7 protein-coding genes, 1 tRNA gene and 4 pseudogenes are annotated in these 16,351 nt (G+C 42.4%); 6 read left to right on the forward strand and 6 right to left on the reverse strand.

The genetic code is table 11. The annotated features are described in order from the left end of the window. Nucleotides 1–4: 4 nt before the first annotated feature. A complete protein-coding gene (locus ANSO36C_RS18505) occupies nt 5–922 on the reverse strand; it encodes a metallophosphoesterase family protein (RefSeq protein ID WP_251955723.1) in 918 nt (305 codons plus the stop codon). A gap of 135 nt (nt 923–1,057) precedes the next feature. Between ANSO36C_RS18505 and ANSO36C_RS18510 the strand changes: the two genes are divergently transcribed. Together ANSO36C_RS18510 and ANSO36C_RS18515 are read left to right on the forward strand one after the other, a co-directional pair. Continuing rightward, a complete protein-coding gene (locus ANSO36C_RS18510; protein ID WP_251955724.1) occupies nt 1,058–1,930 on the forward strand; it encodes a hypothetical protein in 873 nt (290 codons plus the stop codon). A 37-nt stretch (nt 1,931–1,967) separates the two neighbouring features. Further along, on the forward strand, nt 1,968–2,801 hold the full coding sequence (locus tag ANSO36C_RS18515) for an ATP-grasp domain-containing protein (protein ID WP_251955725.1): 834 nt from the start codon (nt 1,968–1,970) through the stop codon (nt 2,799–2,801). Between the two features lie 57 nt (nt 2,802–2,858). Here ANSO36C_RS18515 and ANSO36C_RS18520 read toward each other — a convergent pair whose 3' ends face one another. Then, on the reverse strand, nt 2,859–4,769 hold the full coding sequence (locus tag ANSO36C_RS18520; RefSeq protein ID WP_251955726.1) for a GAF domain-containing sensor histidine kinase: 1,911 nt from the start codon (nt 4,767–4,769) through the stop codon (nt 2,859–2,861). A 94-nt stretch (nt 4,770–4,863) separates the two neighbouring features. Between ANSO36C_RS18520 and cobN the strand changes: the two are divergent. Together cobN and ANSO36C_RS18540 are read left to right on the forward strand one after the other, a co-directional pair. Continuing rightward, nucleotides 4,864–9,216: pseudogene (gene cobN, locus ANSO36C_RS18525) on the forward strand (cobaltochelatase subunit CobN). Further along, nucleotides 9,158–10,286: pseudogene (locus tag ANSO36C_RS18540) on the forward strand (peptidoglycan-binding domain-containing protein). The pseudogenes cobN and ANSO36C_RS18540 overlap by 59 nt, the downstream one beginning before the upstream one ends. A 130-nt stretch (nt 10,287–10,416) precedes the next feature. On the opposite strand, the gene ANSO36C_RS18545 reads toward ANSO36C_RS18540, so the two are convergent. The 4 genes and pseudogenes from ANSO36C_RS18545 to lipA form a co-directional block, all read right to left on the reverse strand. Further along, the gene (locus tag ANSO36C_RS18545) at nt 10,417–10,872 is read right to left on the reverse strand and encodes a Fur family transcriptional regulator (RefSeq protein ID WP_012407750.1); all 456 of its coding nucleotides are present in this window, start codon (nt 10,870–10,872) and stop codon (nt 10,417–10,419) included. A gap of 419 nt (nt 10,873–11,291) precedes the next feature. Further along, nucleotides 11,292–12,541 (reverse strand): annotated as a pseudogene (gene sigC / locus ANSO36C_RS18550) (RNA polymerase sigma factor SigC). A gap of 647 nt (nt 12,542–13,188) precedes the next feature. Beyond that, the gene (locus tag ANSO36C_RS18555) at nt 13,189–14,121 is read right to left on the reverse strand and encodes an NAD(P)H-dependent glycerol-3-phosphate dehydrogenase (protein ID WP_251960369.1); all 933 of its coding nucleotides are present in this window, start codon (nt 14,119–14,121) and stop codon (nt 13,189–13,191) included. Between the two features lie 24 nt (nt 14,122–14,145). After that, nucleotides 14,146–15,031 (reverse strand): annotated as a pseudogene (gene lipA, locus ANSO36C_RS18560) (lipoyl synthase). Between the two features lie 136 nt (nt 15,032–15,167). On the opposite strand from lipA, the gene ANSO36C_RS18565 reads away from it, so the two are divergent. Then, nucleotides 15,168–15,241: transfer RNA gene (locus tag ANSO36C_RS18565), tRNA-Pro, on the forward strand. 428 nt (nt 15,242–15,669) lie between these two features. Further along, entirely contained in the window at nt 15,670–15,816 is a 147-nt protein-coding gene (locus tag ANSO36C_RS18570; protein WP_251955730.1) for a hypothetical protein, read from the forward strand. The last annotated feature ends 535 nt before the right edge of the window (nt 15,817–16,351 follow it).

A 16,351-nucleotide genomic window follows, 5' to 3' on the forward strand; every position in this document is an offset into this window, starting at 1 on the left:
ATAACTAAGCTGATTTTAATTGAATAATACCTTTATCAAAAACGCGATTATTAGTAGCGATCGCACTTATTTCTATTCTATCTTTATACACTTCATAAGAAGCAAAACTTAAGTCACTGGTAGAATACCCTGTCCACTCCGAACGCCCTACAGGACGATTACCAGCACCTGCGCCACAAATTAAGTAAGTTGTACCATCAATAGCACGAGTGCGTTCATAATTATGTTCGTGACCATTGATATAAAGTTGAACGCCGTATTTTTGAAATAGAGGAGTAAAAGTTTTAATAAAATCTGGATTACTCCCATATTGACCAGATGAATAAATCGGATGATGACCAAACACCACTTTCCAAGGAGCATTGCTAAGACTTAATTCTTTTTCTAACCAAGATAGCTGGTTTTTCCAATCAGCATTACTGTTAGTATCTAAAGCGAAAAATTGTACTTGATTACGTTTAAATGTATAGTAACGTCCCTTCATATTAAAGCCAGCATACTTTACTTGTGGTTCGCCATTGGCGGTGCGAATATCGTGATTACCTAAACAAGCATGAAATTTCACGCCTTGCTTGAGTAAACCTTGATAAGGACGCTCAAAAACTGCATTAATTTTCTCGATTTCGCCGTTATTGTAAATGTTATCTCCAGCTAAAACGACTAAATCATAAGGATTTTTCTTATGATACGCATTCATCGCTCCAGCCACAGCATACTGTCCTTTAGCCCCAGTTCCCGTATCGGCAACAGACACAAAACGTAATAACAAGTCTTTTTTGGCTGGGTTGGCGGCTATAGCGGTTGTTGAATCGCTAATATCAGCACTTTGATGATTTTGATGAGCAAACATCCACCTTAAAAAGCCTGTACCAATGGCGCTGACGCTACTTAAAAATAAAAATTGACGGCGTTTCAGTTTCATAAGTCACCAAATTTAATAAATAGTCAAATTAGCCGAAGCAATGTGCAACGAAATGATACATTAAGGCAAAAGAAGGCAGCATCAGTAATAATATACGTTGTTTGTCTTTGATTCGCTGCTTTTGGTGAAAGTTCCATGTCACAAGACAATCAGTCAAAACCAACGGATGAGCAAGTAACTCAATCTCCCCAAAAACCTTACCAGAGAGTTCAGCCATTTTGGAAGGCTAAAATTATCCAACTTCTCCAAGGAACGATTGGGGTTTTAGAAGTAACGGTGGAGAAACTGGAGACATCACCCCCACCTGGTTCTGAGGAAAAACCTGGTTTTTTTCAGCAGCTTCAGTTGCGATGGGGTGGACTGTTAAGGACAATCCGGCTGTTTTTGCCATCAAATTTGTCAACAAAGTTATCAGATACAGCTTTGACGGGAATTGTGACTGGAATTGCTGTAATTCTGGTTTGGACAACTACAACTGTTTTTGCTAGTAAACCTACTGAAGTAGCAACTGTTCCCCCAGTTGAAGAAGTTCCTGTACCGACACCAACGATAGCCACGCCACCGGAGTCAGTCGCACCTGAACCACAGCCACCAGAGGAAATTACGCCACCGCCAGAAGTACAAATTACACCAACGCCGGAACCGGAACCCGAACCAATTCCCACGCCAACGCCAACCCCGACACCAGCCATAGAATTAACGCCAGAACAAGCTTTGATTGCGGCTATTGAAAATCAGGTGGCTGAAATTAGCGATCGCATTGCCTCTGGTCTGATAAAGTCAATTCAAGCCAACTTCCGTACAAGTAACTTGACTGTCAAAATTGGTGATGATTGGTACACTCTCAAAGAATCTCAGCAAAACGAACTAGCTGCGGAAATATTACAACGCTCTCAAGAACTTGATTTTACCCATTTAGAAATTTTCGACTCTCAAGATAGGCTAATAGCTCGTAACCCAGTTGTTGGGACTGAAATGGTAATTTTTAAGCGGCAGACAGTAAGTTAAAATAATTCGTAATTTGGACGTTTGAATTCAAGTATTTATGTTAGACAACGTTTTGCTATTGCTCCAAGCTTGTAAAAACTTAAACATTAGCTATGAAGTTATTCATCCTGCTGAAAACTTAGTCAAGATAAAACTCAATGATAAACACCATTATTTTTGTAATTACAGTACTCCAATAATAAATCAAGCAGTAGCACAAATTATTAAAGATAAGGAATATACTTACCATATTTTAAAGAAAAAAGTTAAACTTCCTCAAACAGTAGGTTTTCTTTCACCTTTCTGTGATCTACAATATAAAATTTACTTAAAATTCCCAAGTTTTGAAGATATTATCCTAGAAATCAAAAAGAACTTTGAAACACCCGTAATTGTTAAACGAAATACTGGTTCCAGTGGACATAATGTGTTTTTATGTCAAAATACAGATGAAATTGAAACTGCTTTAAAAGAGATTTTTAATATCAATAATAAAAAATATGATTACGTTGCGATCGCTCAAGAGTTCATTAATATAAAATCTGAGTATAGAGCCGTTTTCTTAAATAAAGAGTTAGTTCTACTTTACGAAAAAGATATAACTAATGCAACCTTTGTAGGCAACCTCAGCCCTCTACACTGGGATGGTGCGAAAGCCAAATATATTAATGATCCACAAATATTGTCTGAGATTGCTAATTTTGCTAAACCAGTTTTTGAAGAGTTAGATATTGATTATGCTGGTTTAGATATCGTCTTAGATCGAGATAACCAATATTGGATGATTGAAATCAATTCTCACCCAAATTATAGTATTTTTACTAGAGACAATGGAGAGGAGCCTGTGCTGAGAATTTTTGAAAAAATGCTCGTTATCCTAGCCTCAAAATGAGAAAATAAATCATCACAAAGACGGCGATGGCGATTCATCGCGTCTCTTGCTTAACTCTTAACTCACGACTCTCATTGCCTGAGTTGGTATCCATACAGTAAAAATTGAACCAATACTTACAGTTGATTCTACTTCTATTCGACCTCGATGAAGCTCTACAAGTTGTTTAGTTAAAGCTAGTCCAAGTCCAGTGCCTTCGTAGCGGCGGCGATAGGGTGTATCGAGTTGCTGAAATTTCTCAAACAGTAATGGTAATTGTTCTTCAGGAATGCCAATCCCGGTATCTTCTACTTGAAAAATAGCGGTGTCATCTTCCACCCAAAGACGTAAAGTAACGCTGCCACTTTCAGGGGTGAATTTAATTGCATTAGTTAAGAGATTCCAAAGAATTTGTTCTACTCGTTCGGCATCGGCGGTAAAACGATCGCGCCTAGGATCGATTTGCAAATCAAATATCAGATTAATTTGTTCGCTTGTTGCTTTTTTTCGCAGTGACTCCATAGCACTTTCGGCAACATTCACCAAAGAAAATTCTGAAATAGTTAAAGCTGTTTTACCAGCCTCGATTTGCGATAAATCGAGGATGTCATTAATCATTCCTAATAAATGCTCTCCACTGTCGTGGATTGTTTGCAGATAACCCCGTTGTCGTTGGCTCAATTCACCCAAAGGCCAACGTAATAACGTCGAAGACATCCCAATCACATAAGTTAAAGGCGTGAGCAATTCATGACTCATAGTAGCAAGAAACTCACTTCTGATTCGGCTAGCAGCTTCTGCGGCGAGGAGAGCATCACGCAGAGCCGTTGTGCGTTCAATAACTCGTTGTTCGAGAGTTTGTTTTTCTTGGGTGAGGGTTTGCATTAACTCAGCTTGGTGAATAGCGATCGCTAATTGTTCTGCGATCGCCATCAGCAAGTTTTTTTCGCTATCATTCCACTGGTGGGGTTCATCGCACTGATGAGCAATCAACAATCCCCACAGTTTGTCCTCAAACATAATCGGTGCAGCGAACTTAGCTCTAACTTGGCATTCCCTTAAAAAATTTAACAAACACTCCTCTAAAGCATAAGTTTTTTCGACATCATCCACAGCTAAAGTAAAACCTTGGCGATACTTCTCCCAACACTGAGAGGTTTCGATAAAACAATTTTTTTCTGTGTAATTCAACACCGATGTAATAGCATCTGTAGCAAGAGCTTCGTAGACAATATAACCTCCATACTGTTGGTAATCCCTTGCTAGAGGTTGATTATTGACTGATACCAAAGGTGATTGTTTCCTGTTATTCTCCTTGACTTGGGAACCTTCAAATTTATAGATTACTAATCTGTCTAATTCCAGAAACTCACGCACTTGTGTAATGGCTGTTGCCATAATCACTGGCAAATCAAGGCTTTTGCGGATCTGTGTTGTTACCTGATTTAACAATTGCTCTTGGGAAATTTGTTTTTTTAAAGCATCTTCTACTGGCTGACAGATATAAACTGCCGGCGCAATTGGGCTTGGAGGTGCTATTATTTCTTGGTTTGGCTGAGTTAGGAGATATTCTAATAACAACAGTGTGAATTGACTTTGGAGCGTAGCATCATTAGGTCTAATAATTTGCTGATAGCGTTCGAGATTTTGGTGAGTATAAGAATCGCACTCAAACAAGTCTCTCAATTCGTAGATAAATTTTGCGATCGCCTCTAAATTAAATGTTAACTGAGCATTGAGCGCCCAGTAAATTCCCTGCTCCCCCTCAAAGTTTCCTACTAGAAGCGCACTAAACTGCTCAGAAACCACCAACGTAAACCTTTGCCTTTGCCATTCTACAGGTATGCAAATCCGCATCAACACAGCTTCTGTCAGTATCAGAGTGGCACTTCCCAGCGTTTGAGCCATCCGTTCCAACAATTCCCCAAGCTGATTAAATACAACAATAGGCAAGGTTCGAGAAAAGCTCAAATCAGGAGAACTAAGCATTTTCAATCGTTTTGGTAAGAGGGGGCTAAATGCAGGGAAAAAAGTTTGTTTTGATTATGTACTAACCAACAATTTAAAACGGTAACACAGGATTATGCATCGTATAAGTAGCACACCGGGTGGATTGAATCAGTCAGAGGGATTAATTTTTTTAGAACAAACTCCCGCGCCTTTTGTATTGATTACAGCTGCTGATACTGACATTCAAACCTTGGCAGCTGCGGTAACAAAATTACCCGCAAGCTTTCCGGCATTAAGAGTCGCCAACCTATTACAATTGCAGCAACAATTAAGCATAGATACTTATGGAGAGCAAGTTTTGGAACTTGCCCAAGTAATTATTTTGCGCCTATTAGGAGGACGTTCTTACTGGGGTTATGGATTAGAAGTAGTGCAAGAAATTGTCCAACGAAATGGTAGAACCCTCATTGTAATGCCAGGGGATGATGCTTTTGATCCCGATTTAATCTCTCAGTCTACCGTGCCCTTGGGTATTGTTAACCAGATATGGCAGTATTTTAGCGAAGGCGGTGTAGAAAATTTCGTTAATGCTCTGCAATTTATCTCCGACAATTGCTTATCAACTGCATATAATCCTGCGCCACCTCAGCCGATTCCGCGTGTGGGATTGTATGAATGGGGAGTGGGGAGTGGGGAGTGGGGAGTGGGAGTAGGGGGAGCATGGGGAGCAGGGGAGCAGGGGGGCAGGGGAGAATTAGAACTTCGTTCATCCACCTCAGATACTCGTTCATCCACCTCAGATACTCGTTCATCCACCTTTGATACTCATTCATCCACCTTTGATACTCATTCATCCACCTTTGATACTCATTCATCCACCTTTGATACTCATTCATCCACCTTTGATACTCGTTCATCCACCTCAGAACCTCATTCATCCACCTTTGATACTCGTTCATCCACCTCGGAACTCCGTTCATCCACCTTTGAACTGGATGAATCCACCTCGGAACTCCGTTCATCCACCTCTGAACCTCAAGGCTTCCAATGCCCAATGCCCAATGCCCAATGCCCAATACCCAAAATTGGCATCCTTTTCTACCGCGCTCATTATTTAGCGGGGAATACTAAAGTAATTGATGCTTTATGCGAAGCTTTGGTACAGAAAAATTTGCAACCAGTGCCAGTGTTTGTTTCTTCATTGCGTGAACCAGATGTGCAAGTTGAGTTGAGTGAATTTTTTCAACCTAAAGAAGGCGAATCAATCGCTGTACTGCTAAATACCACCAGTTTTTCTCTAGCACGATTGGAAAGCGAAACACCTCAAACCGAACTATGGGAAAAATTAGATGTGCCTGTGTTGCAGGTAATCCTCAGTGGCGGATCAATTGAGCAGTGGGAGTCACAGTTTCAAGGACTTTCTCCCCGCGATATTGGGATGAATGTGGCGCTACCAGAAGTAGATGGGCGGATTATTACTCGTGCTGTGTCTTTTAAAGCAGTACAAACTCGTAATCCCCATTTAGAGACAGATGTAGTAATTTATGAACCAGTGAGCGATCGCATCGAGTTCGTTGCTAAACTAGCAGCAAACTGGGCGCGTCTACGTTCCAAACCACCCCAAGAACGGCGAATTGCTCTGATTCTGGCAAACTACCCTAACCGCAATGGCCGCCTCGCCAATGGTGTGGGACTCGACACCCCAGCGAGTTGTGTAGAAATCCTGCAAGCTTTACATCAAGCTGGGTATGAAGTAGAAAATCCACCTGCTCAAGGAGATGAGTTGATTCAACGGCTGACAGATGGCGTAACCAACGATCCAGAAGGTAGAGAATCGCTTCCGGTATACCAAAGTGTTTGTTGGGAAGAATATCAAGAATATTTCGCTTCATTACCGCCAGCAGTTCAGCAAGGTATTGGTGAAAGGTGGGGAATAGGGCATGGGGCATTGGGCATGGGGCATGGGAATAACCAATCTCCAATGCCCAATGCCCAATGCCCAATCCCCGTTCCCGGAATCCAACTCGGCAACGTCTTTGTGGGAATTCAGCCAGCAAGAGGTTATGATAATGACCCAAGTTTGAATTATCATGCACCGGATTTAGAACCAACTCATGATTATTTAGCTTTCTACTATTGGGTTAGAGAAACTTTTGGTGCTGATGCTGTAGTTCATGTAGGGAAACACGGAAATCTAGAATGGCTACCGGGTAAAAGTGTGGCTTTATCGAGTAATTGTTATCCAGAAGTAGCCTTCGGCGCACTTCCCCACCTGTACCCGTTTATTGTCAACGATCCTGGTGAAGGTTCCCAAGCCAAACGTCGCGCTCAAGCGGTGATTATAGATCACTTAACGCCGCCGATGACTCGTGCGGAACTCTACGGTTCTTTGCAACAGTTAGAGAATTTAATTGATGAGTATTATGAAGCCGACAGTTTAGATCCTTCGCGTTTGCCAGTGATTCGTGATCGCATCCACGAACTGGTAATCAAAGAAAATCTCCATCTAGATTTAGGAATCCAAAATGAAACAGAAATCTTTAAGTCTGAATCCTTAATTTTGAATTCCATCGGTGGTTATCTTTGTGAATTGAAAGAAGCCCAAATCCGCGACGGGTTACATATTTTTGGGCAATGCCCCCAAGGAAGGCAGCTACGAGATTTAATAGTAGCGATCGCTCGCATCCCCAATCGCCATTCTCCAGGTATTACCCGTGCGATCGCTCAAGATTGGGGACTAGATTTCGATCCCCTCACAGCCGATTTGTCAATGAGTAGTGGTGAATACTCAATAGTCAATGGCACAGAATGCCGTACCCTCGGTGATATTGTCGAAGTCTTAGAAGAACACGCCGCCCTCCTAGTCGAACAACTAATAAATCAGGATTCAGAATTCAGAATTCAGAAGTCAGAATTTAGAAGTCAGAATTCTTGTACAGATGCGATGAATCGTGTTTCTACCTGGATATGCGATCGCCTCCTTCCCGCCTTACAAAAAACCGATCAAGAAATCACCCACTTATTACACGGACTCGATGGCGGTTACGTCCCCAGCGCTCCATCTGGCGCACCCACACGTGGTCGCCCAGAAGTTCTACCAACAGGGAAAAACTTTTATTCTGTTGATATTCGCGCCATTCCCACAGAGACAGCTTGGGATATCGGCAGAAAAGCTGCTGAAACCCTGGTTGAATATTACACTCAAGAAAATGGCGAGTATCCCAAAACACTAGGTTTATCATTGTGGGGAACAGCCACGATGAGAACAGGCGGTGATGATATAGCCGAAGCCTTGGCTTTACTTGGAGTGCAACCTGTATGGGATGGTGCAGCGCGGCGAGTAGTGGATTTTGAAATTTTGCCCTTGGCGATTTTGGGGCGTCCCCGTGTAGATGTCACCTTGCGAATTTCGGGATTCTTCCGCGATGCTTTTCCCAACTTAATTGACTTATTCGATCAAGCAGTATCAGCAGTAGCAGATTTAGATGAACCGCCAGAACAAAATCCCCTAGCGGATACAGTTCGCCAAGAGACTGAATTGTGGACAAGCCAAGGATTAAGTGTAGAAGAAGCCGTGGTGCGATCGCGCTATCGCATCTTTGGTTCTCGCCCAGGTGCTTACGGCGCAGGACTCCAAGGTTTAATCGAATCACAAAACTGGACAGATGACGAAGATTTAGCCCGCGCCTACATCAACTGGAGTTCTTACGCCTATTCTTCGGTGAAACTTGGCAGGGGAGCAGGGGAGCAGGGGAGCAGGGGAGCAGGGGAGCAGAGGGGGAGAAATTCTTTCTAATTCCCAATGCCCAATGCCCAATGCCCCATGCCCAATCCCCAATACCGAAGCCTTCAAGCAACGCTTGGCGCAAATGCAAGTTGTGCTGCACAATCAAGATAATCGTGAACACGATCTCCTAGATTCTGATGATTATTACCAATTTCAGGGTGGCTTAACTGCGGCGGTGCGTTCTCTACAGGGAAAAAATCCCCAAACTTATTTTGGTGATAATTCTATACCCGCTAAACCACGTGTTCGTCAACTGAAAGAAGAAATTGCACGAGTGTATCGTTCTCGCGTAGTTTAATCCCAAGTGGATTGCAGGAGTCATGCGCCACGGATACAAAGGAGCCTTTGAAATGGCGGCGACGGTAGATTTTTTATTCGCCTACGATGCTACAGCTAAATGTGTTGAAGATTATATGTATCAAGGCATAGTAGACGCTTACTTACTCGATCCAGTTGTTGTAGAATTTATTCAGCAAAAGAACCCTTACGCACTGCGTGATATTGCTGAAAAATTATTAGAAGCACATAAGCGCAATTTGTGGGAGGATGTAAATATAGGAAGCATTAGAAGCTTTGTGGAACCTAGTACTTCAAGCTGAAGCAGTTATCGAAGAAAAATCAATGGGTGTAGGAAACAAATATGGAAAATCTTGCGTATTTGCACCTAGCTTTCACCTACGAAGACAGCACACCCAGTGAATTGGTCTCCCTCAGTTCTTTGTTTAACAAAGCAGCTGCACCAGACTGGAAAAGGCTTTCTGGTAGGGCTTGGAAGTATATGTTGCCCCTTGCTCTGTCTTTATCTATTCTTGGCGCCGTCAGTAGCGTCATGGCACTAGAAAAAGGCGATCAAGGCCCTTCCGTCAGAAATCTACAACAAAAGTTGAGAACAGCAGGTTTTTACCAATCCTCTGTTACCCAAGTATATGACGCATCCACACAAGAGGCTGTGCGGCGCTTCCAAAAAGCTGCTGGTTTACCCGTGGATGGCATTGTTGGAGCTAACACCCTGCAAAAATTAGAAAATTGGCAAGCGAAAAAGCCCACAACTACGGCTACACAAGCTAGAAGAACTACTGCTGTAAGCGCGCAAGCCAAAAAGCCCAGCACTACTAGTTCAGCAAATAACCAGCGTCGCAATTCCAACTATATTGCTAAGGGGGATGAAGGTGAAAATGTGAGAGCTTTGCAAGAAAGGTTAAGAATTGCAGGCTTTTATTACGGAAACGCCACAGGAATATTTGGCCCAATTACCGAAGAAGCTGTCAAGCGGTTCCAAGATTCTTACAAATTAAGCGTTGATGGAGTTGTTGGCCCAGCAACATTGAGTAAATTGCCGGGAGTAGGCATCGGTGATGGAGAAGAAGCTCCCAAAAAGGTAGTCAATCGAGATAAACTTCGTGTAGGCGATCGCGGTGAGCCAGTTAGAGTTGTTCAAGAACAATTGATCCAGGCAGGATATTTAGAGGGAGAGCCAAATGGCTACTATGGCCCCTATACTGCCGATGCTGTAAAGAGGTTTCAGGCAGCTAATTTCTTAGCGGCAAGTGGTGTTGCTGGCCCAACTACGCGAGCTAAGTTATATAGCTCAGTTATACTGCTAGCAAAAGCGAATTTAATACCCTAGAAATCCAAACGCGATTAAGGGAGCGGGGTTTTTATAAAGGCAAGCTGAACGGTGTGATGGCAGATGACACCAAAAAGCGATTAAACAAGCCCAAGAATTCTACGGCATCAGTCTCAAGGATCTTAAGAGCGGACGCTTTTAACATCCGCTTTGGCGTTGTTAGTATCAGTCCCCAACTGGTTGCTTGCCTCCAGTAACAACAAATTACGAACTGCTCAAAATTCCATTTATTTGGTTAATTTGAGTAGTTTTGTTTTTTATCTACCCAAGTGCTAAAGCGGCATCAGCGCCCGTTGGCACTTGGGACACACTGCATGAATGGTCATTTGACAGTCAAGCAGGTGAAAACCTTCTTTTTGAGCGGTTTTTGACCCAATTTTTAAAATTGAGTCGTTTTTAAACTCAATGGTTGAGTTGCATCTAACACAAATTAAGTGATGGTGGTGATGGGGATAAGGCTGGTTGATTTCATAATGCTTATGTCCCTCGCCCAGTTCTAGTTCCCGTAAAATTCCCATCCTTGCCATCAACTTTAAAGTCCGATAAATAGTTGACAGACTGATCCCTTCACCATCAGTTTCGAGCCGATGATAAAGATCCTCCGCACTCAGATGTTCACCTTGCGGAAGTTCTTGAAAAATGTGTAAAATTGTTTCGCGCTGGGGAGTCAATCGCCAGCCTCGTTCGTTCAGTTCTGCCTTGAGTGAAGTAGTTGTGTAGACAGTCATACTAATAGTTCTCAACAAAGCTTGTTAGTTGAGAATATAGCAAATCTTGGGAGCAATTTGCAACAATCATTGCCTATTGAGAATTCTTACTAAATATTTAAGAACAATTCATAAAATCTCGATCAAAATTCAAGCAATAAGCTGTAGTGCATTTAATTTGCATACAGCTAATAGTTAGGATACTTGTAACGATTGCATCCCTTGACTTTGAATTTTGCCTAAGTTAATTTTAAATTGCTAAGTTGATCCCCACCTTCAAGATATCTGAGCAAAAGTATGGGGAAAAGCTTTGCATAATTAAATGCAAATAATTTGCTACAAGCCTCCAAAAGGCTTTTAATCTGGGATTAAATCAGCCTTTTGTCCATAGTCATTTGTCAAGTATAGGTTTCTAATGACAAATGACTAATGACAAATGACTAACTTAAAGACTCCAAATAGTCGCGGATGAGGTTGCGGCGCTTGGGTTGACGTAGCTTTTGCAAAGCCTTGGATTCTATTTGTCTGACTCGTTCCCGTGATAAATCCAAAGCGCGGCCAATTTCTGCTAAAGAATAAGGATGACCATCTGCTAACCAAAGCGCATCAAAATTACATCGCGCTCCCGGCTCGTCAAATCTGACAGAAGATGATGCAAATCTCTTTGTAAAGATTCTCGCATTAACATCTCTTCTGGAGTTATGCTGTCAGTTTCAAGTAATTCGCCTAACTCAGTGTCTTTATCCTTACCTACCTTGGTTTCCAAAGAAACGGAGCGAGGAACCCGCAACAAAACTTCTCGTACTTGAGTCGGTGTCATCTCTAACTCAGTTGCTAAATCTTCTAGAGTTGGAGTGCGACCTTTTTCTTGAGCAATTTTGCGTTGAGCCTTTTTAATTTTGTTTAACTTTTCGGTAATGTGAACCGGAAGGCGAATCGTGCGACTAGAAGTAGCGATCGCCCGTGTAATACCCTGACGAATCCACCAGTAAGCATAAGTACTGAAGCGATAACCCTTAGTGGGGTCAAATTTTTCAACAGCCCGCTCCAAACCTAGTGTGCCTTCTTGCACCAAATCCAACAATTCCAAACCACGATTTTGATACTTCTTAGCAACAGACACAACTAGGCGAAGATTTGCCTTAATCATGTGTTCTTTTGCTTGGAGTCCTTGGGACTGAACTTGTTCCAACTCTTCTACCGTCAACTTGGCGATTTCAGCCCAGCGACGTTTACCATTTGCCAAAGTTGGCCTAAGATCGGATAAAACTATATCAGCAGTGGCAGCCCATCTTTCCAAAGACGGGCGATGTCCTAGTTCCGAGGTTAGGCGTTCTTGAACTTCAACTAACCTTAAATAGGGTGTAATTACTTCATCCCCTTCCTTGGCGGCCTTAGCAAGTACTATCCGCATCCGCAAGTAACGTTGGACTTTTTGAGCTTCTGAAACCTCTTCATCCCGCCCTAACAAGCGAACCCGACCAATTTCCTGAAGATATAGACGTACTAGGTCTGTACTCCGACGGTTAGTGTTAGCAGCAAAGTTAGCATTGTCAGCAGAAGCAATCTCTAGCTCCTGTAGATCATCTACCGATAACTCACTGTCATCAACCGTGAGATCCGAGTCCAAAGCCTGGCGGGACTTTTTGGTGTTGTAGGGGGCGTCTGCATAAAAAGATGTTGCTGGCATAAAGATCGTCTCAATGGCTCCAGGTAACAATAGATTTCGGTCAGCTTAGATTACGGTCAGCTATTCAACTGTTGCTATTGTTCCCGTGATTTACGATGAACTAACATGGTTGAAGGTTCCATTACAGTTTTTTTTAGAAATTAACTATAAGGGTTTTATTCGATACAGGATTACTGAACTTAATCGGCTGCTAAATTTTTGATTCAACCAATAGCGATTAAATCCGCAGCTAGGCTTTCAATATTTCAACTACTTAGTTAATATTTCAACCTAGATGGTTTTTGATAGTAACTTTTGTAACACAGTATAAACATCCTTCAGTGAATGTCATCTTTATAATTGGCATAGTCACATTTACATGGCTACAAAAGTAATATCCTGACGATTTAGCAATTTTTTCTCAGGATTATTTACGTATAAGTAGAACTAATAGATATTAGGGAAGTGATTAGTCTTAACTGCAAAATTCTATCTATACGGAGATTGAGTGACGCAAATAGTGACTGATGCGTCCTCTTCGGTAACATTATTAACCCGTCAATTTCAACTTTTACAGACTACGAGTACAGTGCGGCGAAAATCAAGCTACCATTTTAAAAATTGCAAAAGCCATGATATACAAAACTTTTCACTTCCGCCTTGCGGTGCTAGTAGTTGTACTCTGGCTTGATATCTCGCAGCATCAGTTCATCAAGCGCTTGTCTGGGTGTGATTTCGCCTTGCAGTAAGCGATAAACTTGCTCGGTAATTGGGACAGCGATGTTTTGTTGCTTGGCTCGTTGCATCAAAACCCGGCAAGTGTTTACTCCTTCAGCAGTTCCTTGTAAATTTGCGAGAGTTTCTGTAAGTGACTTGCCACCAGCTAGCTGATAGCCGACCTGGTAATTGCGACTTAAGGGACTATTGCAAGTTGCTAACAGATCCCCTAGACCTGATAAACCATAAAATGTTTCCATCTTTGCACCCCAGTTGTTGCCGATGCGAACCATTTCTGTAAGTCCACGGGTGACTAAAGCAGCTTTGGCATTGGTTCCCAGTTGTAAACCATCGCACACACCAGCTGCGATCGCAATCACATTTTTCAGTGTTCCTCCCAATTCCACCCCCAAAGGATCGGGATTGGTATATACCCGGAAACGATGAGAAGAAAATACTAACTGCACTACTTCCGCAGCTGTGGGAATGTTACTGGCTACCACCGTGGCTGCTGGTAATTGCATTTGAATTTCTTTTGATAAATTTGGCCCAGATAAAACAACCACTGGATGATTAGGGAATATTTGTTGCCAAATTTGTGAAGGCGTGCAGGTGGTTTGGGGATCTAAGCCTTTCGTCGCTGTGACAAAAATTGTCTCTGGAGAAAGGGGGAAAGACTGGACTTGGGAAGCAACATCTCTCACACCAATCATTGAGATAGCGGACAGGACTATTTGGACATCTTTTAAAACTGCTTCGATTTGGGAACCTTGACGCGACCACACGCGCACCTGATGACCATTTGCAGCAGCGAGATTTGCGAGAGATGCACCCCAAGCACCTGCACCAAGAATTGCAACGGAAAGTTTTGTGTTGGAGTACATCTGCTCACTCATAACTCCTAATTCCTAACTCCTAACTTTTGAGCGTGGATAACGTTTCATTAATTCCCTGACTTGTTTCTGCATGATATGAGCTTCTTGTCAATGGCGAAGAAACAACTTGTAAAAATCCGATTTCTTCCCCGAATGCCTTCCAGTCAGCAAATTGTTCTGGGTTGACAAATTCGTTTACCTGCAAATGTTTTTGACTGGGTTGGAGGTATTGCCCAATGGTCAAAATGTCACAATCGACAGTTCGCAAGTCTTGCATGACTTGGCGGATTTCGGCATCAGTTTCACCGAGTCCAACCATGATGCCGGATTTAGTGTATGTACTAGGAGAAAGTTGACGAGTGCGCTGTAATAATTCTAATGTGCGATCGTAGTTTCCTTGGGGACGCACCCGGCGATATAGGCGTGGAACAGTTTCGGTATTGTGGTTTAAAACCTCTGGTGCAGCTTGTAGAATTAACTCCAGAGCATTCCAATTACCGCATAAGTCAGGAATTAGCACCTCAATTGTGGTGTTGGGTGAAACAGAGTTAACAGCATCAATACACGCCATAAACTGAGATGCACCACCATCAAGTAAGTCATCTCGGTTTACAGAAGTGATGACTACATGATTAAGGTTCAGGCGGTGAACAGCTTCCGCTAGTCGTGTAGGTTCTGTAGGGTCTAATGGTTTAGGTTTTTTCTCAAAATCAATATCACAGTAGGGACAAGCGCGTGTACAAGCGGGGCCCATAATCAAAAACGTGGCAGTCCCAGCGTTGAAGCATTCACCAATATTCGGACAGGACGCTTCCTCGCAAACTGTATTGAGGGCTAAATCCCGCAAAATTTCTTTAACGTTACCAATGCGCTCAAGCTGAGGTGCTTTCACCCGCAACCAGTCTGGTTTTACAGTCACAATCCGCTTTTACCACTAGAGTTATACAAATTTAATCGTAGCAAGCAAAGCCTTTGATGAAGCGATCGCATATAAATGTAATTCTGATATTTGCCACTGGTTATGATATTCTTGATTTACAATGCCATTTTTATGGCGGGATGTGGCGCAGCTTGGTAGCGCACTTCGTTCGGGACGAAGGGGCCGCTGGTTCGAATCCAGTCATCCCGATTGGTAGATGTCGAATAACTAATTATTTGTCGCCGTTAACAAATTAATGTCGTGATTAACGAATTAATATCTCTATTAACAAATTAATGTCATCAAAGTTGCTCTTGCAACCGTTAACAAATTAATGTCGCCGACTGTCTTTTTTGGAGCTGGTTCAAAATCAAGCTTCCCCAAAGTCTAATATAAACTTCATCCAGGTTCAAACCTGTGGTGTTTACAATATTGCTTAAAAAGCTTATATACCAAGGGCTATATATATCAACAAGCTGTTTAAAAACCTCCAGTTTTCAAGATGGACGTGGTTTAACTGCAAATATTCAGGATAATCCCGAACGAATGTGCGCCTTTCAACCCTCTTAATAAAGTTGTACTTCATGAAATATTTGTTCAACCCAACCTAACGAGATGGTTGTTGAAACTCTTTTTTCATGAAGTACATCAAAACCGTATCAACTTTCAACCCACCCCTAGCCGGGATGGTTGTTGAAACTTCCCAGCCAATTGAACTTTTTCTTGAACCTGGAGACTTTCAACCCACCCTAGCCGGGATGGTTGTTGAAACTCGACCCGTCTAGTACCCTTGTTTTGCAAGCTGTCCACAAACACTTTTGTCAGTCTGCTTTGAAGCATGTCCAACTGAAAATTCAAAAACTAAATTAACTGACAGTCTGATTTCTGAATTTACTGCTGGACAAAGGTTTTCAGTTTTTGGCGGGAGTCCAGGTATTTTGCCCACGCTTTGCCTTGCCAAAAAATATTTGAGAGGGTTCCCCCGACGAAGAGGGTGATTCAGTAACCACCACTGCGGTAAACCGCACCGTTACGAAAACGGCTAGGGCAAAAAGCCTTACTCTTTATTGCTGGGAGCGCACCTTTCCCTATTTTGCTATCCTTGTATAAACTTCTTTTTTCGTTGCTGAACAGGTCGGAAAATAATTGGTTTATCCAAGTTACAAAAAAAGGCATATCCTGTCTAGTTAAGCTAGACAGCAGCATCAAGAGCGGGCAGTTACCAGGGTCAGAAAGCATAACAGTCTTCCAACTGTCAAACTAACCCAGATTTTTCGCAATACAGAGGCTGTAAACAGTATGAATTGCGGCGCTGTTATT

The organism is Nostoc cf. commune SO-36 (genome assembly GCF_023734775.1).
Taxonomy (GTDB): domain Bacteria; phylum Cyanobacteriota; class Cyanobacteriia; order Cyanobacteriales; family Nostocaceae; genus Nostoc; species Nostoc commune_A.